This window comes from Streptosporangium oxazolinicum, from assembly GCF_039537505.1.
GTDB lineage: Bacteria > Actinomycetota > Actinomycetes > Streptosporangiales > Streptosporangiaceae > Streptosporangium > Streptosporangium oxazolinicum.
In genome coordinates this window covers 88370-109368 of the sequence record NZ_BAABAQ010000011.1, presented here as the reverse complement: position 1 = coordinate 109368, position 20999 = coordinate 88370, and the positions used below count along the sequence as shown (strand labels likewise).

18 protein-coding genes are annotated in these 20999 nt (G+C 71.6%); 5 read left to right on the top strand and 13 right to left on the bottom strand.

What is annotated here, in order from left to right:
- Positions 1 to 5: 5 nt before the first annotated feature.
- The 3 genes from ABD817_RS26760 to ABD817_RS26750 form a co-directional block, all read right to left on the bottom strand.
- On the bottom strand, positions 6 to 2639 hold the full coding sequence (locus tag ABD817_RS26760; RefSeq protein WP_344920913.1) for an Hsp70 family protein: 2634 nt from the start codon (positions 2637 to 2639) through the stop codon (positions 6 to 8).
- 334 nt (positions 2640 to 2973) lie between these two features.
- Positions 2974 to 3909, bottom strand: coding sequence for a hypothetical protein (locus tag ABD817_RS26755; protein WP_344920912.1), 936 nt, complete (start codon positions 3907 to 3909; stop codon positions 2974 to 2976).
- Between the two features lie 27 nt (positions 3910 to 3936).
- Positions 3937 to 4875, bottom strand: coding sequence for a S66 peptidase family protein (locus tag ABD817_RS26750; protein ID WP_344920911.1), 939 nt, complete (start codon positions 4873 to 4875; stop codon positions 3937 to 3939).
- A gap of 30 nt (positions 4876 to 4905) precedes the next feature.
- On the opposite strand from ABD817_RS26750, the gene ABD817_RS26745 reads away from it, so the two are divergent.
- Positions 4906 to 5793, top strand: coding sequence for a sulfotransferase family protein (locus ABD817_RS26745; protein ID WP_344920910.1), 888 nt, complete (start codon positions 4906 to 4908; stop codon positions 5791 to 5793).
- Positions 5794 to 5910: 117 nt separating this feature from the next.
- On the opposite strand, the gene ABD817_RS26740 is transcribed toward ABD817_RS26745, so the two are convergent.
- The 6 genes from ABD817_RS26740 to ABD817_RS26715 all read right to left on the bottom strand — a co-directional run bounded on the left by ABD817_RS26740 (position 5911) and on the right by ABD817_RS26715 (position 12354).
- A complete protein-coding gene (locus ABD817_RS26740) occupies positions 5911 to 6279 on the bottom strand; it encodes a transposase (protein WP_344920909.1) in 369 nt (122 codons plus the stop codon).
- A 230-nt stretch (positions 6280 to 6509) separates the two neighbouring features.
- On the bottom strand, positions 6510 to 8384 hold the full coding sequence (locus tag ABD817_RS26735) for an ABC transporter ATP-binding protein (RefSeq protein WP_344920908.1): 1875 nt from the start codon (positions 8382 to 8384) through the stop codon (positions 6510 to 6512).
- A gap of 40 nt (positions 8385 to 8424) precedes the next feature.
- The gene (locus ABD817_RS26730) at positions 8425 to 9279 is read right to left on the bottom strand and encodes an enoyl-CoA hydratase/isomerase family protein (RefSeq protein ID WP_344920907.1); all 855 of its coding nucleotides are present in this window, start codon (positions 9277 to 9279) and stop codon (positions 8425 to 8427) included.
- A 132-nt stretch (positions 9280 to 9411) separates the two neighbouring features.
- A complete protein-coding gene (locus ABD817_RS26725) occupies positions 9412 to 9627 on the bottom strand; it encodes a helix-turn-helix domain-containing protein (RefSeq protein WP_030904785.1) in 216 nt (71 codons plus the stop codon).
- A 114-nt stretch (positions 9628 to 9741) separates the two neighbouring features.
- Positions 9742 to 11340, bottom strand: coding sequence for an ABC-F family ATP-binding cassette domain-containing protein (locus ABD817_RS26720; RefSeq protein ID WP_344920906.1), 1599 nt, complete (start codon positions 11338 to 11340; stop codon positions 9742 to 9744).
- 357 nt (positions 11341 to 11697) lie between these two features.
- Positions 11698 to 12354, bottom strand: a complete 657-nt coding sequence (locus ABD817_RS26715; protein ID WP_344920905.1) for an acVLRF1 family peptidyl-tRNA hydrolase — start codon at positions 12352 to 12354, stop codon at positions 11698 to 11700.
- A 132-nt stretch (positions 12355 to 12486) separates the two neighbouring features.
- On the opposite strand from ABD817_RS26715, the gene ABD817_RS26710 reads away from it, so the two are divergent.
- The 3 genes from ABD817_RS26710 to ABD817_RS26700 all read left to right on the top strand — a co-directional run bounded on the left by ABD817_RS26710 (position 12487) and on the right by ABD817_RS26700 (position 15970).
- Positions 12487 to 13584 (top strand): EAL domain-containing protein, encoded by a 1098-nt coding sequence (locus tag ABD817_RS26710; RefSeq protein ID WP_344920904.1) that lies wholly within the window; start codon positions 12487 to 12489, stop codon positions 13582 to 13584.
- Between the two features lie 167 nt (positions 13585 to 13751).
- Positions 13752 to 15065, top strand: coding sequence for an aminotransferase class V-fold PLP-dependent enzyme (locus ABD817_RS26705; RefSeq protein ID WP_344920903.1), 1314 nt, complete (start codon positions 13752 to 13754; stop codon positions 15063 to 15065).
- 50 nt (positions 15066 to 15115) lie between these two features.
- Positions 15116 to 15970, top strand: a complete 855-nt coding sequence (locus ABD817_RS26700; RefSeq protein WP_344920902.1) for a siderophore-interacting protein — start codon at positions 15116 to 15118, stop codon at positions 15968 to 15970.
- 113 nt (positions 15971 to 16083) lie between these two features.
- Here ABD817_RS26700 and hisG read toward each other — a convergent pair whose 3' ends face one another.
- From hisG to ABD817_RS26685, 3 genes are all read right to left on the bottom strand, one after another.
- On the bottom strand, positions 16084 to 16929 hold the full coding sequence (hisG, locus tag ABD817_RS26695; RefSeq protein WP_344920901.1) for an ATP phosphoribosyltransferase: 846 nt from the start codon (positions 16927 to 16929) through the stop codon (positions 16084 to 16086).
- Positions 16930 to 16989: 60 nt separating this feature from the next.
- A complete protein-coding gene (locus ABD817_RS26690; RefSeq protein ID WP_012892448.1) occupies positions 16990 to 17253 on the bottom strand; it encodes a phosphoribosyl-ATP diphosphatase in 264 nt (87 codons plus the stop codon).
- 294 nt (positions 17254 to 17547) lie between these two features.
- On the bottom strand, positions 17548 to 18327 hold the full coding sequence (locus ABD817_RS26685; protein ID WP_344920900.1) for an endonuclease/exonuclease/phosphatase family protein: 780 nt from the start codon (positions 18325 to 18327) through the stop codon (positions 17548 to 17550).
- A gap of 219 nt (positions 18328 to 18546) precedes the next feature.
- Here ABD817_RS26685 and ABD817_RS26680 point away from each other — a divergent pair, with 219 nt between their 5' ends.
- Positions 18547 to 19095: a hypothetical protein gene (locus tag ABD817_RS26680; protein ID WP_344920899.1), complete on the top strand. Its 549-nt coding sequence runs from the start codon at positions 18547 to 18549 to the stop codon at positions 19093 to 19095.
- 132 nt (positions 19096 to 19227) lie between these two features.
- Here ABD817_RS26680 and ABD817_RS26675 read toward each other — a convergent pair whose 3' ends face one another.
- Positions 19228 to 20931: a DEAD/DEAH box helicase gene (locus ABD817_RS26675; RefSeq protein WP_344920897.1), complete on the bottom strand. Its 1704-nt coding sequence runs from the start codon at positions 20929 to 20931 to the stop codon at positions 19228 to 19230.
- Positions 20932 to 20999: the final 68 nt, after the last annotated feature.

Below are 20999 nucleotides of genomic sequence, written 5' to 3'. Positions count from 1 at the left end.
GACGATCAGAGGGGCAGGTGCACCAGGGTGGCGGGCTGGTCGCGGGTGGCGCCGGTCGCGTCGGCGGAGCGGTGCAGGCAGAGCAGGCCCGTCGGAACCCGGGCGACCGGCTCGAACGTCCCCTGTGCGCGGTGCACCTCCCGCGCCCCGGCGGGGGTGACGTGCAGCAGTCTGCTGCGGCCCGCGTCGAGCATGGTCATCCACATCGAGTCACCGTCGGCGACGAACCTGGGCCGCTCCCAGCGGTGCCGCGAGGTGAGGTGACCGGCCAGGGTCGCCGACTGCTTGCCCATCAGGAACTCCAGCGTCTGGGAGCGCTGGTCGAAGATCCCGACAGACCAGCCCCTGGCCGGGCTCACCTGGTCGGTGCCGACCGCGTAGATCTGGGTGCCCGCGGGGAACCAGCGCAGCGCGCCGCCCCGGGGGCGCGGCATGATCAGCCTGGTCCTGCCGTCCGCGCTGTCGGCCTCCAGCCCCGCCGAACCGGAGGTGAACCACCGGCCCCGGTGCAGGACCACCTGGTGCAGCCAGCTCCGTCCCGGCTCGCGCACCGTCGGGCGCACGACGCCGCCGGGGTCGACCAGGCACAGGACCTGCCACGGCCTGAAGTCCTGGTGCCGGTTCTGGAACATCGGCTTGTTGCTGCCGAACTGCCCGAGCACCACGGTGCAGCCCGGCGCGCCCACCGAGGGCGACGGCTCGGTGCCGCTGGGGGCCTCCTGGTCGAGCAGCCGTCGCAGCCTGTTGTCCTCGTTGAGGAACCACTGGGCGTACGAGCCCAGCTCGCGCGGCTGGGGAGCCTGGAAGGCGAAGCTCCCGCCCAGGTCGAGCTCGATCATGGCCAGCTGGCCGGTCTCCCCCCAGGGCAGGCCCATCGCGGTGTCGACCGGGACGACCTGCCGGGAGTGGAAGAAGACCCACGCCGTACGGCCGTGGGCGATCACGGTGGGGTTGCCCCACATCTGCATCGGGTGGGTGGCGCGGATGGCCAGGTCGGGGGTGAGGGTGCGGACCAGCACCTGCGCGGGCCCCACCTGCTCCACGGCCACGACGCCCTCCCCGGACGCGGCCCACTCCACGAGCCTGCCGAAGCGGAGCTCCCGGTCGTGGCGGCCCCCGGCCCCGTCGAGCCTGCGCAGGAGGTGGCCGTTGTCGAATGCCTGGTGGACGAAGACCCGGCCCGCCTCGGCCCGCGCCTCGAGCACGGCGTCCATGACCTTCTCGATCCCCTGGACCGTGGGCCCGCCCGCTGTGCCCACGGGACCCCCGGGGCCTCCTGACGGGCCGATGGGGGCGCCAGGGACGCCAGGGACACGGTGGCCGCCGGTGGCGCCGTCCCCGGGACCGGTGAGCACCCGGTGGTCCCCGGTGGCGCCGCCCGCCGGGCCGGTGAAAGCCCGCAGGTCCGCGACCGGCGCTCCGGCGGGCCACTGTCCCCCGGCGGGGCCGCCCGCGGGGAGCGGGGAGTCCGAGGCCTGCCGGGCGCCGGGGACACCGGAGGTACCGGCGGGCACCGGGTGACCGCCGGTGGCGGGGCCCCCTCCCGGCTCGCGGTGCTCGACCTTGAGCTTCCAGGCCAGCTGCGCCGCGCCGTACGCGACCACGATCTTCGGGTCGTCGTAGGTCCTGACCCGCTCACCGAAGCGCTCGCGCACGGCCTTCTGGACCAGCGGCATCCTGCTGGGCCCGCCGGTCATGAACACCGCGGCCAGCTCGCCGGACTCGACCCCCGCGCCGCGGATCGTCTGGTCGAGGATGTCGACCGTCCTGACGATCTCCTCGCCGATGAGGTCCTCCAGGTCGGCCCTGGTGATGTGCACGTCCTCGTTGATGCCCACCACGTAGTGGGAGGAGGTGTCGAACTTCGACAGCGTCTCCTTCGCCTCCCTGGCCATCTTGAGCAGGTCGGCGGCGTAGCTGACGTAGCGGCGCTCGGGGTTGGTCGTCACCTGCTGCCACCAGTCGGCGTCGAGCCGTTCGATCTGGGCGCCGAGGAACGCGAAGACCTGCTCGTCGAACCCCTCTCCGCCGATCTCGTCGCTGCCTCCCGGCTCGCCGACGACCGCGAAGTCACCGCCGTCCACGGTGAGGACGGCCGCGTCGAACGTGCCGCCGCCGAGGTCGTAGACGGCCAGCCGCGATCCGCCGCCGGTCGCCCGTCCCGCGGACGCGAAGTAGCGGGCCGAGGCGACGGGCTCGTCGATGAGCGCGATCCGCACGCCGCTGACGACCTTCCGCGCCGCCGCCAGCAGCACCGCCTTGCGGTCGGCGCCCCAGGCCACCGGGTGGGTCAGCGCGATGCAGTCGGGTTCGGCGCCGTCGAACCGCCGCCGTCCCTCGCTGACGAACAGCTCCAGCAGCGCCGCCAGGGCGTCGGCCACGTCCACCGGGACGCCGCCGAGCAGCATCCGGCCCCGGCCGACGTAGCGCTTGGGGTTGCGCTCGACGCGCTCGGGACTGATCGCGATGCCCCGCTGGGCGATCCTGCCCGCCACGAGCGTCCCCCGCTCGTCCAGCATGACCGCGGAGGGGATGCGCCGCTCCCCCTCGACCTCCAGGACGTCGAAGCGCCCGTCCGCCGCCATCACCCCGGCGGAGAAACTCGTCCCCAGATCGACACCGAGGCACCACTGCGCCATGTCCACTCCTCGTAGATCCAGCCCCCATCATCCCGCATCCGGCGACCACGGCCAGGGCGCGAGCGAGGACGGGACCGGTCCAGGGTCCGGAGCGTCGGCGGTCGCCGGAGTGGGCGCGGGAGCGGTCCTCATCCTCTCGCGCCCGCGCCGGTGCCGTCTCCACGGCTCACGATCCCGCCGTACGGCGACAGGGCCGCCGGGATCGATTCCGCTCGTACGGCGGCGGGGACCGGCCAGGACCAGGGGTACGGCGATGGCCGGGAACCGGCCGCGCGGCGGGTGGCCGTCCTCTCAGGAGCCGTCCCCTCGGGAGCCGTCCTCGCAGGGTCGCGGGTCAGCCGTCGGTGCCGCCGCCTTCGGCGGGGCGGACGGCCAGGGCGGCGAGGACGCGGGCGAAGTCAGGCGGGGGCGCGACCACCAGCCGCGTCTGCCCGTCCTGGCTGACCAGGTCGGCCCTGATCAGGGAGAGGCGGCCGCCGTGCCACCAGTAGACCTGCGGGCTGAGCGCCTCGGCGCGCCTGTCGAACTCCCGCTGGGCGAACAGCCGCAGCCGCTCGATCGCGCGGACCACGCCGATGCCCTCGACCGGGTGGACGATCAGCGTCGCCGGGTCGGGCAGGGCGACGAGGACCCCGTCGGAGGGGACCGGCAGGTAGTCGCCCAGCCTGCGCAGGTGGGCGGCGGCCCCCTCGGTGGGGCCGGTCAGCCTGCGGACCGCCACCCCGCCGAGGTCCCCCTCGGTGACCGAGAGCCGCTCGTCCCCCCGGGCGTTGTCCAGGGCCATGTCGAGCGCCTGGGCCGCGGTGATCGGCCAGCAGCCGACCTCCTCGGGGCGGACCTGGCGCCCGGCGGCGCCGTCACCGACGGTGAGCACCTCGACCAGGTCGGCGGTGAGGTGGCGCCCGACCACGCGGGCCGGATCGAGGTCGTCGTCGAGCTGGATGCGGGTGCGCAGCAGCGGGCGTACCTGCTCCAAATCGCAGGCGTCGAACGGCTCGTCCGCCGTGGCCAGGGCGTGGGACAGGTGCTCGGAGACGATCACGGGCCAGTCCTCGCGGGAGCGCCGCAGCGCCTCGGCGCGCAGCCCGGCGAGCCGCACCACGACCCGGCGCGGGCCGGTGAGCGTGAGGGTCCCGCCACCGGGGTCGAAGGCGCAGGCATAGCCGAGATTGTCCGCGACCAGGGCGAGCAGGGAGTCGAGATCGACCTCTTCGACCGGACGCCGCGGCGTCTCGGTCCGCCGGTCACGGTGCCGCCGGAACAATCTCACGCGTGCGCCTCCTCTGCCGGTTTCCTCCTAGGTTCGCACCCAGAGTGCCGTGCCGACGCCCCCTGTTGAGTAGGCCAGAGAGCACGATTTTGCATCAATAGCACCAAGTGCCCCGAGCAATACAGAAAACTGTGGACTTCCATGCCCTATCGGAAGCCCCGCGATAACGGGCACCCCGAGCGGCGCGAGCAACTCCTCCAGCACCGGGTAGGGGTCGCCGCAGCCGACCCAGGATCCCAGGACGAACCCGGCCGCCCCGTCGAGCGCCCCGCTCTGCAACAGCTGGGTGAGCATCCGGTCGATCCGGTACGGCGCCTCGGTGACGTCCTCCAGCAGGACGATCCGGCCCCGCGCCGACAGCGCGTACGGCGTGCCGCAGAGCGCGGCCAGCAGGCTGAGGTTACCGCCGGTGACCGGCGCCGTGACGTCACCGGCGACGATCACCCTGTCGCCGGTGACCGCCGGCGGGGCTCCGGCGAGCGCGGCGGTGAGGCTCCCGAAGGTGCGCGGCTCGGGTCCCTCGGGATCGCTGATCGTGGAGCAGGCCGGCATCGGCCCGAACCAGGAGGCGACCCCCAGCTCCACGGCGAACGCGCTGTGCAGGGCGGTGACGTCGCTGGAACCGATCAGCGCCTTGGGACCGGCGGCCCGCATGGCGTCCCAGTCGAGGTGGCCGAGCAGGCGGGTGGCGCCGTAGCCGCCGCGGGCGCAGAACACCGCGCTCACCGCGGGATCGCACCAGGCGTCCTGTAGATCGGACGCGCGGTCGGCGTCGGAGCCGGCCAGGTAGCGGTCCCTGTCGAGGACGTGGGCGCCGACGACGACCTTCAGCCCGAGCCCCTCCAGGACGCGGACGCCGCGCGCCAGCCGCTCGGAATCGGGAGGTCCGGACGGGGCCACCACCGCCACCGTGTCGCCCGGACGCGGCGGAGGTGGGACCGGTATCCCGGCAGCCGGTTCGTTCACTCCGCAAACGGTGCCACACTGGGCTTTCATATGCGACCTCCGCCCCACATCCTGGTGGTCAACGGCATCAAGGTCCGCAGGCCGGTGTTCGTGCTCGCCGCCCCGCACTCCGGCGCGGATCTGCTGGCCCGCGCCCTGAAACGCTCCCCCGGATTCCACGTCACCATGGGGCGGGCGGCGGTGGCGCACGTCGTCTACGCCTTCGCCCGGCGGCCCTCGATCGCGGGACGGGGCATGGGCGCGACCCGCGTGCTCCGCGACGCCATGGCCGAGTCCTGGCAGATCGTCCCCGGCGCCTGCCAGGAGTGCCCGGCGCCGTGCCGGGAGGCGGGCGGCGTGACCGGGGCGGGCCCCTGCGTGGCCTCCGGTTCCGTGATCCGCTTCGGCGACGCCAGCCCCGACCTGCTCTACAGCGCCTCGGTGCTGCTGCAGGCCTTCCCCGACGCCCGCTTCGTCCAGCTCATCAGGGACGGCCGCGACGTGGCCGCCGACATGCTGGCCGACCCCGCGTCCCTGACGTGGTTCAAGCCGGCCATGCTGAGCGACGAGACGGAGTTCCCCAACCCGTTCCTCGGCGTCAACTCCGGCGAGCACCGCGAGCGCTGGAAGGCGATGCCCACCGCGGGCAAGTGCGCGCTGCGCTGGCGCAGCGCGGTGCGGCTGTCGGCCTCGCTCCACCAGGAGCTGCCCCGGGAGCAACTGCTGACCCTGCGCTACGAGGATCTGGTCTCCTCCCCCGCCGAGTCCCTGGACGGGCTCTCCCAGTTCCTGGAGACGCGGGTTCCGAAGATCGCCCTGCTGGGCAGGAGCGTGCCGAAGGTCGGCGTCTGGCGCACCCGCCTGCGCGGCCAGGACGCCGAGCTGGTGGCCAAGGTCGCCCGCGAGGAGCTCACCCGCCTGGGCTACGCGTCATCCTGACGCCCGGTCCGCGTTCCCCGGGGTCGTACGAGGCCCTGCACGTCTCCGGCCGCGACCGTCTTCGCCAGACATTCGGACAGTTCCCCGAGGCCGTACGAGCCCCCGCACGGGGTGCGGTCACCAGCCGGGGACCTCGAACGTCGCGCCGGGCCGGATGTCCCCCGGCCGGGCCGTGACGGCCGTGGAGGCGGTGCCGGGCACCGGATCCCCGCCGGCCCCGTCGCCGATCCGCAGCGCGCCCAGGATCGTCTCCCAAGTGCCGTCTACCGACCACCGGCGGTGCCGGTTGTAGACGGTCTTCCAGTTGCCGTAGACCTCCGGCAGCTTGCGCCAGGGGCAGCCGCTCCGGGTGCGGAAGAACACCCCGTCGATGATCGTGCGGTGATCGGCCCACCGGTTTCCCCGCCGGGCGTGAGCGGGCAGCAACGGCGCCAGCCGCCCCCACTCGTCGTCGGTCAGGTCATCGCGTTTCAACCGGTCGTCCACGTCCCCATGATCTAACACCATCGGTACCGGAAGATCCACTCGAAGCCGCGCCGCCGGACGTCGTCAGCCGCCGGGAGACCCGGCCGGACCGGGCCCGGCGGACACCGGGCGGTCAGCCGGAGCCGGATTCGGTGAGGGGCGGACCCGGAGAACGTCAGGAGTCCGGCCGAACCGGTGCCGGGACAGGCCCGGGATCCGGAGGTGCGGCCGGGCCGGGCTCCCGGGAGAGGTCAGGAGGTCAGGCTGAACTGGGTCCGGTAGAGCTCGGCGTAGACCGCCCCCCTGGCCAGCAGCTCCTCGTGGCGGCCCCGCTCGACCACCCGGCCGTCCTGGACCACCAGGATCTGGTCGGCCTCGCGGATCGTGGACAGCCGGTGGGCGATGACCAGCGAGGTGCGCCCGGCCAGCGCGATCTTGAGGGCTTCCTGGACGGCGGCCTCGGACTCGGAGTCGAGGTGCGCGGTGGCCTCGTCGAGGACGACCACGCGGGGCGCCTTGAGCAGCAGCCTCGCCAGGGCCAGCCGCTGCTTCTCGCCACCGGACAGCCGGTGGCCCCGGTCGCCCACCACGGTCTCCAGGCCGTCGGGGAGGTCCAGGACCAGGTCGGAGATCTGGGCGGCGCGCAGGGCCTCCCAGATCTCCTCGTCGGTCGCCCCCGGCCTGGCGTAGCGGAGGTTGGCCCCGATGGTGTCGTGGAACAGGTGGGCGTCCTGCATGACGACTCCCACGGTCTCGTGCAGGGAGGTCAGGGTGGCGTCGCGCACGTCCAGGCCGTTGACGCGGACCGCGCCCTCGCCCACGTCGTAGAGACGGGAGACCAGGCCCGTGATGGTGGTCTTCCCCGCGCCCGAGGGGCCGACCAGGGCGACCATCTCGCCGGGGCGGGCGGTGAAGGTGACGCCGCGCAGCACCTCGTGGCCCGGCCCGGTGTCGGGGCGGGCCACCGCCTCCAGCGAGGCCAGCGACACCTCCGAGGCCGACGGGTATCTGAACCGGACGTCCTCGAACTCCACGGAGGCCGGGCCGCCGGGAAGGGGCCGGGCGTCGGGCCTCTCGGCGATCATGGGCCGCAGGTCGAGCACCTCGAAGACCCGGTCGAAGCTCACCAGCGCGGTCATCACGTCCACGTGCACGTTCGACAGGCTCGTCAGGGGGCCGTACAGGCGCATCAGGAGGGCGGCGAGCGCCACGAGGGTGCCGAGCTCGAAGACGTCGGCGACGGCCAGCACACCGCCCACGCCGTACACCAGGGCGGTGGCCAGCGCGGCGACCAGGCCGAGCGCGACGCGGAAGACCGTCCCGTACATGCCGACGGTGACGCCGACGTCGCGCACCCGCCCCGCCTTGCCGCCGAAGGCGGCGGTCTCGTCGGCCGGGCGGCCGTACAGCTTGGCGACCATCGCCCCGGCGACGTTGAACCGCTCGGTCATCATGGTGCTCATCTCGGCGTCGAGCTCCATCTGCTCGCGGGTGAGCCCGGACATCTTCCTGCCGACCCACTTCGCGGGGAAGATGAAGATCGGCAGCAGCACGAGGGCGACGAGGGTGATCTGCCACGACAGCACCAGCATGGCGCCGAGCACCAGCACCAGCATGACCACGTTGGCCACGACCGACGACAGGGTGCTGGTCAGGGCGCGCTGGGCGCCGATGACGTCGGTGTTGAGCCGGGAGACCAGGGCGCCGGTCTGGGTCCGGGTGAAGAAGGCCACGGGCATCCGCTGGACATGGTCGAAGACCTCGGCGCGCAGGTTGTAGATGAGGCCCTCGCCGATCCGCGAGGAGAACCAGCGCTGGGCCAGGGTGAGCGCCCCGTCGGCGACCGCCAGCCCCGCGATGACCAGCGCGAGGGCGACCACCACCCCCTGGCGCTTGGCGATGATGCCGTCGTCGATGATCGCCTTCATCAGCAGCGGGTTGGCGATCACGATGACCGAGCCGACCACGACCAGCGCGAGGAAGGCGGCGATCTGCCGCGAGAAGGGCTGGGCGTAGCGGGCGATGCGCCGGACCGTGCCCGGTGCGAGACGCTGCTTGGTCACCGAGCTGTCACGCCGGAACGAGAACATCGCCTGGGGACCGAGTCCCCCACCCATCATCGCCATGCGGCCTCCTCTCCCGATGCGAGCATCGGGAGAAGCGCGATCATTCCCCTGTCAGCTTGGGGCGAACACCCGCGCGGTCCGGCGGTACGGCCTGTCCGAAGAGCGCCTTCACACGCTTCGCCTGCTCGCGCGCCTCGGCCGCGCCCTGCTCCTCCAGTGTGCGCCCCGAGGCATCCTGAAGCAGCCGCTTGGTGGCCGTCGCGGCGTCACGGTCGGTGGCCAGCAGCGCGTCGGTCAGGTCGCGTACGGCCTGCGTCAGCTCCTCCGGGGCGACGACCAGCTCGGCCAGGCCGATCCTGGCCGCCTCCCGCGCCCCCACGACGCGGGCGGTGAGACAGATCTCGATCGCCCTGGACAGGCCCACCAGGTCGACCAGCGGCTTGGTGCCGGTCAGGTCGGGAACCAGCCCGAGGGCGGGCTCCTTCATGCACAGTTTGGCGTCGTCCGCCAGGACCCGCAGGTCACAGGCGAGCGCCAGCTGGAACCCCGCACCGACCGCGTGGCCCTGAACGGCCGCCACGGAGACGATGTCGGGACGCCTCAGCCAGAGAAAGCCCCGCTGGGCCCGCGCCACCCGCTCGGCGAAAGCCGCCTCGTCGAATGTCGCCGAGGTCGCGAACGGCCCCTGCCCTGGAACCCCCTCCGGGGTGAACATCCTCAGATCGATCCCAGCCGAGAAGGACGGCCCCTCACCTCTGATCACGACGATCCTCACCTGCTGCGGCAGGCCGTCACCGATTTGAGCCAGAGCCGACCAGGTAGCGAACGTCTGAGCGTTTCGCTTCTCCGGACGGTCCAGCGTGATCGTCGCGATCTCGCCGTCCACCTCGCAGCGCAGACCGACCTCCTCGAGAGAGATCTCCTCCGCACTCCCCCCGAGCGCCACCTCAGCCATCGCCGTTCTCCCACCCTCGATGTCCGCCTCGCCCGAGCCTATCGATTCCCCAGAATGAGGTTCTACAGGTCCGGGCGGGGACGGTTTCGGCGTGGGGGACGAGCGGCTGCGGTCGCGCGTTCCGAGGCGGGGTCAGCGCTTGGACTTGCCTCGGGTGGCGCCACCGCGCCCGCGCAGAGTCACACCGGACTCGCTCAGGATGCGGTGGATGAACCCGTACGACCTGCCGGTCGAAGCGGCCAGGGCACGGATGCTTTCACCCGCGCTGTAGCGCTTCTTGAGATCGGAGGCCAGTTTTTCACGATCGGCCCCGGTAACCCGGGTGCCCTTCTTCAGAGTCTCGGCCACGAGTACCTCCTGTAGTGCCAGACTTCCGCAGCGTTACACACGCCATGATCAGTCATTTCAGCGAGATCGGCTACCTACTCCACGGGAAAAGATCCGTACCCGCTCAAATTAAGATCAGGCAAGTGCCACAAGATCGGAAAATTCGTCGCTCCACGCGTCTTCAACTCCGTCAGGCAGCAAGATCACCCTATCGGGTCGTAGAGCCTCTACAGCCCCCTCATCATGCGTGACGAGCACAATCGCCCCAGAATAGGACGTTAGTGCTGAAAGTACCTGCTCCCTGCTGGCCGGATCAAGGTTGTTCGTGGGCTCGTCGAGAAGGAGGACGTTGGCCGCGGACAGCACCAGCGTGGCCAGTGCCAGCCGCGTCTTCTCCCCGCCCGACAGCACCCTCGCGGGCTTGTCCACGTCGTCGCCGGTGAACAGGAACGAGCCCAGCACCTTGCGCAGCTCCACGTCGGGGAGCTCTCCCCCGGCCGAGCGCATGTTCTCCAGCACGGTGCGCTCGGGGTCGATCGTTTCGTGCTCCTGCGCGTAGTAGCCCAGCTTGAGCCCGTGTCCCGGCCTGACCGCGCCGGTGTCCGGCTCCTCGATGCCGCCCAGAATCCGCAGGAGAGTGGTCTTCCCAGCGCCGTTCAGGCCGAGGATGACGACCCTGCTCCCCCTGTCGACGGCGGCGTCGACGTCGGTGAAGACCTCCAGGGAGCCGTACGACTTCGACAGCCCCTCCGCCATGATCGGGGTGCGCCCGCACGGAGCGGGCTGGGGGAAGCGCAGCTTGGCCACCTTGTCACTTCGCCGCTCCACCTCCAGGCCCGACAGCAGGCGCTCGGCGCGGCGCTGCATGTCCTGCGCCGCCTTGGCCTTGGTGGCCTTGGCGCGCATCTTGTCGGCCTGCGACATCAGGGCCGAGGCCTGCTTCTCGGCGTTGGCGCGCTCACGCCTCCTGCGCTTCTCGTCGGTCTCCCGCTGGGCCAGATAGGCCTTCCAACCGACGTTGTAGGTGTCGATCACCGCGCGGTTCGCGTCGAGGTGCAGAACGCGGTTTACCGTCGCTTCAAGAAGCGCGACATCGTGGCTAATAATGATCAAGCCGCCCTGGTGGGATCGTAAAAAATCACGAAGCCACCCGATTGAGTCCGCATCTAGGTGGTTTGTCGGCTCGTCAAGTAGGAGAGTCTCCGCCCCGCTGAAGAGGATCCGGGCCAGTTCCACCCGCCTGCGCTGTCCTCCCGAGAGGGTCTCCAGCGGCTGACCGAGCACCCGGTCGGGCAGCCCCAGGCTGGAGGCGATGGAGGCGGCCTCCGACTCGGCGGCGTACCCGCCCAGGACGTGCAGCCGGTCCTCCAGGCGCCCGTAGGCGCGGACGGCGCGGTCCCTGGTGCGGTCGTCGGCCGAGGACATGCCGGACTCGGCCTCGCGCAGCTCGCGCAGCACCTGGTCGAGCCCGCGGGCCGACAGGATGCGGTCGCGGGCGAGCACGTGCAGGTCGCCGGTGCGCGGGTCCTGCGGCAGGTAGCCGACCTCGCCGCTGATGGAGACCGTGCCCGAGGCGGCCGACCCCTCTCCCGCGAGCACGCGGGTCAGCGTGGTCTTTCCGGCCCCGTTGCGGCCGACGAGCCCGATCTTGTCGCCGGGGTTCACCCGGAAGGACGCGGCCTCGATGAGCAACCGGGCCCCGGCCCGCAGTTCGATGTCAGAAGCTACGATCATGGTTGGAGAACACTCCCAGCAGGAAATACACAGGCTCACTTCACTGTGGCCGAACCCGCCGCGCCCTGTGTCTCCCGGCTCTCGGCTCGGCCGTCTCACCTTCATCGGGACGACGGTCAATCGGGAGTGCGCATACCGATCAGTGTACGGCGCGGCACCGGCCGACTTCTCCACGATTACGCGAGCCCCCGTCGAGCCGAGCCCCCGTCCAGCAGAGCCTGTCCAGCGGAGCCTCGCTCACCGGGAACCCACCCATAAGAGCATCACTCACCGGAAATCCGCTCGTACGGCCCTCACGCACGCGGAACCCGCTCACGTGGTGGGCGGCCACACGACGCCCGGCCACGCGGAGACCGGCTACACCGGATCGCTCACCCTGATGCGGACCGCGCGGAACTGGGCGGGGGTGTCCCTGAGGATCACCAGCCGCGGATCGGGGACCGTAAGGAAGGGCTCGGTCTCCAGCGCGAAGACCGGGGCGAGCCTGCGGTCGGGCCGCAGCGCGTCGACCGCGCGCCGGTCTCCGCCCAGCACGACGGCCTCCAGCTCCTCCACGTGCGGGCCGAGGACGCGCAGCGCCACCTCGGCCGCCGCCTCGTGCGCCTGGTCCACCTGCTTCTCCCTGCGCCGGGCGAAGCGCCGCTGTGACCAGCCGCCCGCCGCGCTGCGCCCGTGGACCTGCCGCGAGCCGACCTTGGAGGAGAGCAGCTCCTCACCCTGGAAGATCCCCGCCGCGTGGCCGCCCAGCCGTACGAGCAGCACGCCGATCCTGCGCTCGGTGCGCACGTGGGTGACCAGGCGCGCCATCGGACCACCCCCGGAGGAGGTCAGCGGCGGGAACGGCACCTGACACTCGGCGACCGCGCCGTCCGCGCCCTCAAGACGTACGACGGAGGCCGAGGCCGTCACGCTCGGCGGGCCGTGCCGATCGACGAAGCCGTCGATCCAGCGGTTCAGGCGCTCGGGCGCCACGGAGACCCAGCGGCCTCCCCCTTTGGCCGGTCGCGACGTCATGGAACGCGACACTACCTGCTGACCTCGCCGGACACACCGTCTCACCGGATCAAGTCCAACGAATGGCGAAATATCGGTGAACATCACAATGCGTTACTTCTGTGACCGTAAAGAATGCCCCATTCTCGGAACGTGACGACCAGAGCGCATGCCGTCCCGCACTCCTCCGCGGCGGGCGTGGGTGTCACGCCCGTCGTCGATCTCGACACCGGGGGCGTCATCGCCTTCCAGGCCGACGGCGCGGGCCGAGGGAACATCTCCTCCACTGTCCAGACGGTGCGCGACGTCGCCGCGAGCGAGGTCCTGCTCCCCCTGGTGCTCCCCCTGCCGACGGCCGCGGTGATCGGCGGCTCGGCCGCCCTCGCACCGCTCCACGAGGCCCTGCGCGCGTCAGGCCGCCGCCCCCGCGAGGTGATCCTCACCGTACGGGGGGACTTCGCCCAGTTCGAGCGCCGCTCCCTGCTCACCGGGCTGGACGGCCTGCGCGCCATCGGCTACCTCATCGCGGTCGGCGACCTGGGCACCGGGCACGTCCCGCTGGACCTGATCGCCGACGCGGCGCCGTACCTGGCGGTGATCTCACCCGACCTGATCGCCCAGGTGCCCCGTGACCCGCGCCGCGCCGCGATCGGCGAGGGCCTGGCACGGCTCGCCCGGGGGGTGGGGGCGCACGTGCTGGCCCCGGGCGTCGGTGACGAGGCGCAGCTCGCCGCGGTCCGAGGCTGGGGGGTACGGCTGGCCCAGGGCCCGCTGCTGGTCCCCGGCCCGTCGGGGCGGGTGCGCGTGCCGCTCCCGGTCGTCGAGCAGGAGCCCTCCCGGCTCGTCCTCGGCCCCCGCGTCCACGAGTTCCTGCTGCCCGCGGTGACCCTCCCCTACGAGGCCACCGCCGAGGCGGTGATCGACGCCTTCGGCAGCGAGCCGTCCATCACCAGCGTGATCCTCGTCGACGAGTACCAGCGCCCCCGGGGCAGCCTCGACCGCAGCCGCTTCCTGCTCTCGATCGCCGGGCGCTTCGGCCACGCCCTGCACGGCAAGAAGGCCGCCGGGCGGCTGGCCGACCCCGCCCGCACCGTTCCCAAGACCACCCCCGCGATAGCGGCCATGCAGGTCGCGGGCCGCGACGCCGAGCGCGTCTACGACGACCTGGTCGTCATCGACGAGGTCGGCCGCTGCATGGGCGTCGTCAGGGTCGCCGACCTGATCCGCCAGGTCGCGGCCATGCAGCGCTGAGGACCTCTCCGTCCCCGGCCGGAACGGTCCACCCCGTTCCGTCGAGCGCCGACGCCTTTACGTTGTAGATTCGAATATTCGTCACGCCGTCGCCGTACCCCCTTGGCAGGCGCGCATGATCACGATAGGAAGGGGCGCAGGGGCGTAACGACGACGGGGGGCAGGACATGGACGAGCGCGGACCTCGGGTCGGGCGGCGTGGGTTACTCGGCGCGGGGCTCCTGGCCGGAGCCGGAGCCGCGCTGTCCGGATGCACCCCCGGCGACGAGGCCGCCACGCCCACCCCGTCGCGGCCCGCGCCGTTCGACCCCGCCAGCTGGGAGTCGGTACGGGCCCAGTTCTCGCTCGACCCCTCCTACGCCCAGTTCGCCGCCTACGTCCTCGCCGCCCACCCGGCCCCGGTGCGGCGGGCGATCGAGGAGCACCGGCGCGGCCTCGACACCGACACCGACGCCTACCTGCACGGCGAGGACCGGGAGGAGGCGGTGCGCGAGGCCGCCGCGGCCTACCTGGGCGCCGACGCCCCCGACGTCGCCCTCACCGACAGCACCACGATGGGCCTGGGCCTGCTCTACAGCGGCATGCGGCTGCTGCCCGGCCAGGACGTGCTCACCACCGAGCACGACTTCTTCGCCACCTACGAGAGCCTGCGGCTGCTCGCCGCCAGGACCGGCGCCAAGGTCCGCAGGGCCCGCCTGTACGACGAGCCGGCCACAGCCTCCGCCGACGAGATCGTCTCCCGGCTGAAGGCCGCGCTCAAACCGAGGACCCGGGTGGTGGCGATCACCTGGGTGCACTCGGGCACCGGGGTGCGGATGCCGGTCAGGGCGATCGCCGACATGATCGCCGAGGCCAACCGCTCCAGGGACGCCAAGGATCGGGCGCTGCTGTGCGTGGACGGAGTGCACGGCTTCGGCGCGATGGCCGACGGGGTGGAGGATCTGGGCTGCGACTTCCTGGTCAGCGGCACCCACAAGTGGCTGTTCGGCCCCCGGGGCACCGGCATCCTGTGGGGTAAGGGCCAGGCCTGGGACGCGCTGCTGCCGGTGATCACGACCTTCTCCAGCGTGACCGAGGATCCGTGGACCAGCCCCGGCGGGCTCCTGCACACCCCCGGCGGCTACCACAGCTTCGAGCACCGCTGGGCGCTGAGCGAGGCGTTCGCCTTCCACACGGCGATCGGCAAGGAGCGGGTGGCGGCCAGGATCACCGAACAGGCCACCCGGCTCAAGGCGGGGCTCGCGGCCCTGCCCAACGTGCGCCTGATCACCCCGGTCTCCCCCGAGCTGTCGGCCGGGCTGGTCTGCTGCACGGTCAACGGCATGGACGCCCCCAGCGCGGTGGGCAGGCTCCGCCGGGACCATCGGATCGTCACCAGCTCCACCCCGTACCAGGACATCTACCTGCGCTTCGGCCCCGGGATCGTCACCACCCCCGAGCAGGTGGACCAGGCGGTGAAGGCAGTCGCCGCGCTCCGATGACGTATGGTACGAGTTAGGCTTACCTAACTTAGACCCCCACGGAGTGACGTATGGCAGACGCAAGAACCGAACGCCGCACACCGAAGGTGACGAGCGGCCTGGTCCGGCGAGTCGAGCGGCTCACCCCCCACATGATCCGGGTCGTGGTGGGCGGCGAGGGCCTCGCCGGATTCCGCGCGGACGAGTACACCGACCACTACGTCAAGCTGCTGTTCGCCCCGGCCGGGGTGAGTTACCCGCAGCCGCTCGACATGGAGGCGATCCGCCGTGACCTGCCCCGCGAGCAGTGGCCCACCACCCGCACCTACACCGTCCGCCGCTGGGACGCCGAGGCGGGCGAGCTGACGCTCGACTTCGTCCACCACGGTGACTCCGGCCTGGCCGGGCCGTGGGCCGCCCGGGTCCAGCCGGGTGAGGAGCTCCACTTCTTCGGCCCCGGCGGCGCGTACGCGCCCGACCCGGAGGCCGGCTGGCACCTGTTCGCCGGAGACGAGAGCGCGCTGCCCGCCATCGCCGCCTCCCTGGAGAACCTCCCCGCGGGCGCCCCGGCCTGGGCCTTCATCGAGGTCGAGGGCCCCGAGGAGGAGCAGAAGATCGACTCCCCCGGCGACGTGCGGATCGTCTGGCTGCACCGAGGGGACGCCCCGTACGGCGAGAAGCTGGTCAAGGCGGTCCGCGAGCTCGACTTCCCCGACGGCGACGTGCACGCCTTCGTCCACGGCGAGGCGGGCTTCGTCCGCGAACTCAGGCGCCACCTGCGCACCGAGCGCGGCGTCCCGCTGGCGAGACTCTCCATCTCGGGCTACTGGCGGCTGGGCCGCGACGACGAGGAGTGGCGCTCCTCCAAGCGCGAGTGGAACGAGCGGATCGAGGCCGAGGAGGCCGCCGCCGCGCTCCCCTCCTGAACCGGCGGCGTTCCGGGGGGCACGCCGACCCCGTGGCCCCCGGCGGCGAGCCGGACCGGCGCCACGGGGACAACAGGCGTGCCTGCGGGAGTACCCGTCCCGGAAACGCCGGGTCAGAGACGGCAGGCGAAGATGGCGGTCACCAGGATGGCCTTGGCCCCCATCTCCCAGAGCTGGTCCATGATCTGCTGGTGCCCCTTGCGCGGGACCATGGCCCGGACCGCGACCCAGCCCTCCCGGTGCAGCGGGGAGACCGTCGGCCCCTCCATGCCGGGGGTGAGGGCGATGGCCTCCTCGATCCGCTCGGCGCGGATGTCGTAGTCCATCATCACGTAGTCGCGCGCCACCAGCACGCCCTGCAGACGGCGGATGAGCTGCCGCAGGCCCGGGGTCTCCTCGGCGCCGACCCCCTTGATCAGCACGCCCTCGGAGCGGGTGATCGGCTCGCCGAACACCTCCAGGCCGATGTTGCGCAGCGTGGTGCCGGTCTCCACGACGTCGGCCACGGCGTCGGCCACGCCCAGCCGGATGGCGGTCTCCACCGCGCCGTCCAGCTTGATCACCCGGGCCTCGACACCCCGCTCGGCGAGGTAGGCCTCCAGCAGGCCCGCGTAGGCGGTGGCGACGCGCCTGCCCTTGAGGTCGGCGACGGAGTCGAAGTCGCCCGGGTTGGCGGCGAAGCGGAAGGTGGAGCGGCCGAAACCGAGCGGGATGATCTCCTCGACCCGCGCGCCGGAGTCGTGGAGCATGTCGCGGCCGGTGATCCCGGCGTCCAGGGTGCCCTCGCCGACGTAGACGGCGATGTCCTTGGGCCGCAGGAAGAACAGCTCGCAGGAGTTCTCCGGGTCGGCGACCACGAGCTCCTTGCTGTCCTTGCGGACGCGGTATCCGGCTTCCTTGAGGATCGTCTGGGCCCCCTCGGTGAGGGCGCCCTTGTTGGGTACGGCGAGACGCAGCATGGCGAGATTCCTTACGTGTGGACGGGATTGCCTACGAGACCGGGAGCCGGGCGCACCGGCTCACAGATGCTTGTAGACCTCGTCCAGCCCGATCCCTTTGGCGATCATGAGGACCTGCACGTGGTAGAGGAGCTGGGAGATCTCCTCGGCCGCCCGCTCGTTCGACTCGTGCTCGGCCGCCATCCAGCTCTCGGCGGCCTCCTCCACGACCTTCTTGCCGATGGCATGGACCCCGGCGTCCAGCGCGGCCACGGTGCCCGAGCCCTCGGGCCGGGTGCGCGCCTTGTCGGACAGCTCGGCGTACAGCTCTTCGAAGGTCTTCATGATCTCTCTCGGCGTCGTCGGATGTGCCCGTTCAGCCTAACGGGCCATCCGACCCCGACGCGTGCAGGTCCACGCTCTGGGACGCGCGCCGTCCCCTTTCTCCCGGACATCGGGGAACGCCCCGCCGATCTTCTCCCAGGGACGGCGTCGTGCCCGGCTCAGGCTCGTGAGAACGCGCGGTTCCCGTACGGCGGGCAAGGCGCCGTCGCACGCGGTCGCGGCGGTGCCCCCGTCCGGAGGGCCGGGGCACCGCTTCATCCGAAGCCGCCATGCGGTGTCCGGGGCGGCGTCGGATCAGGGCTTCGTCAGGGTGACGAGCAGGGCGGGGTGGTCGGTGTATCTCATGGAGATGACGTCGGTGCGCTCGAAGCCCATGCTCGCCGCGAAGACGTGCTGCACGTCCCCGTCCCCCTTCCTGAAGAAGGGGGCGGAGTTGCAGTTCTGGACGTTCTGCCCGAACAGCGGGGCGTATTTCATGTTGAAGTCGCCCGCCAGGAAGGTCGGCCTGCCGGCCGCGCCCCGGTCGCGCAGCATCGCGATGGCGGCCTTGCACTGGGCCATGGCGACGTTCCCGGTGGTCGACAGGTGGGTGGTGCAGCCGGTCAGGTCGGAGAACTCCGCGCACACGTAGACGCGCCTCTCGCTCCCGCCGTCCTGGGTGGCGTAGACGCCCGAGAAGCTCGTCGCCCCGGTGGCGCGGAAGATCAGGCCGTTGCCGTACTCGTCGCCGTTGACACAGCGCACCGGCGTGCCGTCGGGCCGCAGCGCCGGGGCGAACGTCCGGTAGCCGTCTCCCATCGAGGGGGCCAGCTGGGCCAGGTCGTCGCGGCAGATCTCGTTGAGCGTGACGACCTGCGGCTGCCTGGCGGTGATGATGTCGCGCGCCTCCCGGATGACGTCGGCACCGTTGAAGCAGGAGGTGTTGACGCCGCTGTGGCAGAGGTTGAGCTGCAGGACACGGTAACTCTGCGCGGCGGTCGCGGGGGGAACGGTGGTGACGGCCCCGGCCGTGGCCAGCAGGAGGACGAGAGGAAGGCGGGCGAGAACACGGAAACCAGACCACGAAAAGCGCATTTATCCTCTTATCTCGGACGGGCCGAACGCATCGGTTGATCGAGAAGACGCCTCACGAAGGGCGCCCCGGGACCTTCGACGCTGAAAGGAAATAGCGGACTATAAAGCCATAATGACGACTGGACCTAGATCGTCAACCGGAAGATCCGGCGCGGCCCCTGCCTGAGGTCCAAGCCGCTTCCAACCGGTCCGCAAGTCCCCCCTGTGCAAGGTGGGCGCGTGAGAAACATCAGATCTTTCTTCACCGCCGCCGTCTGCACGGCCGTCCTGCTCTCCACGGGTACGGCCACCGCGTCCACCGCGACGACCGCCGCCCCCTCCGAGTACGTGAGCGTCGCCATCGAGAGCGTGATCGCCTACGACCTCGAGGAGAGCGGACACGACGAGGTCTACATCAAGGCGACCGGTCCCAGCATCCTGCCGCCGACGAGCCAGGTCGTCGAGCTGTGGCCGGACCCGAACTGGAACGGCAGGACCATGTCGCTCGCCCAGCAGCGGTGCGCCTGGACGCTGCACGACTACAGGTGCCCCAGGGACCGCACCGTCCTGGTGTACGGAGGCCCCATGAAGGAGCCGCTGTTCCACGCGAGCGAGACCGTGCGTCTCACCCTGATGGAGGACGACTACATCGGGGACGACCTGCTCCTCGACCAGAGCATCCAGCTCGAACCGATCGAGCAGACGCGGTTCTACGAGTTCGAGAGGAAGACGAGCGGCTGGCACTACGTGATCCACGTGCGGGTCGATCCGCGCCCCTCGCCCTGGTGATCTCCGGCTGATCCCACCGTCGGCACTCCGCCCGAGAGACCGGAGAAAACCGAAGGGCCGGTACGGCGGACGCCGTACCGGCCCTTCGGGGTGCTACAAGATGAACCGGCCCTTCGGGGTGCTACAAGATGATCAGCGGCCGTAACGGCTGCCGCCACCGCGCGGGGCGGAGCCTCGGCCGTCGGCGCGGAACTCCCCGCCGCGGAAGCCGCCGCCCTGGCGCTCGCCGCGGAACGGCTCGCGCTCGCCCGAACGCTCGGAGCGGTAACCGCCACCGGCCGAGGCCGGGCGGTCGGCGCGGAACGGCTCGCGCCGCTCGCCACCACGGTAGCCACCGGTGGAACGCTCGGAACGGAAGCCACCGCCCGACGGACGCTCGGAACGGTAACCGCCACCGGCCGGGCGCTCGGAGCGGTACTGGCCGCCACCGGTGCCTCGGCTGTCGTCACCGAAGGAACGCTCGCGGGGCTGCTGGCCCTCGCCCGCGCCGTGGGCGGGACGGTCGGAGCGGAAGCGGCGCGGACCACGCCCGCCGCCGTTGCCGCCGAAGCCGCCACGGCCCTGACGCTGCTTGGCGACCGGTGCCGAGGGCTCCCAGACCGGGATCGGCTCGCCGCTGGGCGTACGCGCCCCGGCGACCTCCTCCAGGCGCGGGTGGCCCGGGGTGGCCTTGAGACGGAACGGCTTGATGCCCGCGCGGCGGGTCATCGCGTCGGTGGAGCGGCGCTCGTTGGGGAGCACCAGCGTCATCACGGTGCCCTTCTCCCCGGCGCGAGCGGTACGGCCACCGCGGTGCAGGTAGCTCTTGTGGTCCTGGGGCGGGTCGACGTGCAGCACGAGGCTGATGTTGTCGACGTGGATGCCGCGGGCCGCGACGTCCGTGCAGACCAGGACGTTGATCGTGCCTTCCTTGAACTCGGCCAGGATGCGGGTGCGCTGGTTCTGGCGCTTGCCGCCGTGCAGGCCGCCGGCGCGGATGCCGACCTGGGCGAGCTGCTTGCACAGCCGGTCCACCCCGTGCTGGGTGCGCACGAAGATGATGGTCCGGCCCTCGCGGTTGGCGATCTCGGCGGTCACCGGGAACTTGTCGTCGCGGTGCACCTCCAGCACGTGGTGCTCCATGGTGTCGACCGAGGAGGCGGCCGGAGCCATCGAGTGGGTCACCGGGTTGGTGAGGAAGCGGCGGACGAGCTTGTCGACGTCGCCGTCGAGGGTGGCGGAGAAGAGCAGGCGCTGGCTGTCGGCCGGGGTCTGCTGCAGGATCGCGCTGACGACCGGGAAGAAGCCGAGGTCGCACATGTGGTCGGCCTCGTCGAGGATCGTCACCTGGACCTCGTCCAGCGTGCACTCCCCCTGCTGCATGAGGTCGGTCAGGCGGCCGGGCGTGGCCACGACGACCTCGACGCCTCGGCGCAGCGCCTCGATCTGGCGGCCCATGGACATGCCGCCGACGACGGTCTTCATCCGCAGCGACAGGCCCCGGCCGAGCGGCTCGAGCGCGTCGGTCACCTGCATGGCGAGCTCACGGGTCGGGACCAGGACGACGGCGAGGGGGTGACCCGGACGGGCCTTGGCCCCGGCGATGCGCGACATCATGGGCAGGCCGAAGGCGAGCGTCTTGCCGGAGCCGGTCTGGCCTCGGCCGAGGACGTCGTGACCGGCGAGGATGTCGGGGATCGTGGCCCGCTGGATGGGGAAGGGACTGTCGATGCCCGAACGGGAGAGACCGGTCACCAGCGGCTTCGGCAGGCCGAGGAGCGTGAACTCGGACGGACCTGCGGGGGCCTGGGAGATCTCGGTGATGTCGGTGATTTCGGGCAGAACAGCGTCAAGCATGGTCACGAAGACTCGTGCCTTTCGATAGAAGAACGGGGCACGTCGCTTCTGCGAAAGGACGAGCCTGG

Coding starts and splice junctions, on each gene's coding strand:
- ABD817_RS26705 (WP_344920903.1), top strand. CDS start 13,752: ATGGACGAGCGCGGACCTCGGGTCGGGCGGCGTGGGTTACTCGGCGCG.
- ABD817_RS26760 (WP_344920913.1), bottom strand. CDS start 2,639: ATGGCGCAGTGGTGCCTCGGTGTCGATCTGGGGACGAGTTTCTCCGCC.
- ABD817_RS26715 (WP_344920905.1), bottom strand. CDS start 12,354: ATGACGTCGCGACCGGCCAAAGGGGGAGGCCGCTGGGTCTCCGTGGCG.
- ABD817_RS26690 (WP_012892448.1), bottom strand. CDS start 17,253: ATGAAGACCTTCGAAGAGCTGTACGCCGAGCTGTCCGACAAGGCGCGC.
- ABD817_RS26685 (WP_344920900.1), bottom strand. CDS start 18,327: ATGCGCTTTTCGTGGTCTGGTTTCCGTGTTCTCGCCCGCCTTCCTCTC.
- hisG (WP_344920901.1), bottom strand. CDS start 16,929: ATGCTGCGTCTCGCCGTACCCAACAAGGGCGCCCTCACCGAGGGGGCC.
- ABD817_RS26700 (WP_344920902.1), top strand. CDS start 15,116: ATGGCAGACGCAAGAACCGAACGCCGCACACCGAAGGTGACGAGCGGC.
- ABD817_RS26730 (WP_344920907.1), bottom strand. CDS start 9,279: ATGGCTGAGGTGGCGCTCGGGGGGAGTGCGGAGGAGATCTCTCTCGAG.
- ABD817_RS26675 (WP_344920897.1), bottom strand. CDS start 20,931: ATGCTTGACGCTGTTCTGCCCGAAATCACCGACATCACCGAGATCTCC.
- ABD817_RS26720 (WP_344920906.1), bottom strand. CDS start 11,340: ATGATCGTAGCTTCTGACATCGAACTGCGGGCCGGGGCCCGGTTGCTC.
- ABD817_RS26735 (WP_344920908.1), bottom strand. CDS start 8,384: ATGGCGATGATGGGTGGGGGACTCGGTCCCCAGGCGATGTTCTCGTTC.
- ABD817_RS26745 (WP_344920910.1), top strand. CDS start 4,906: ATGCGACCTCCGCCCCACATCCTGGTGGTCAACGGCATCAAGGTCCGC.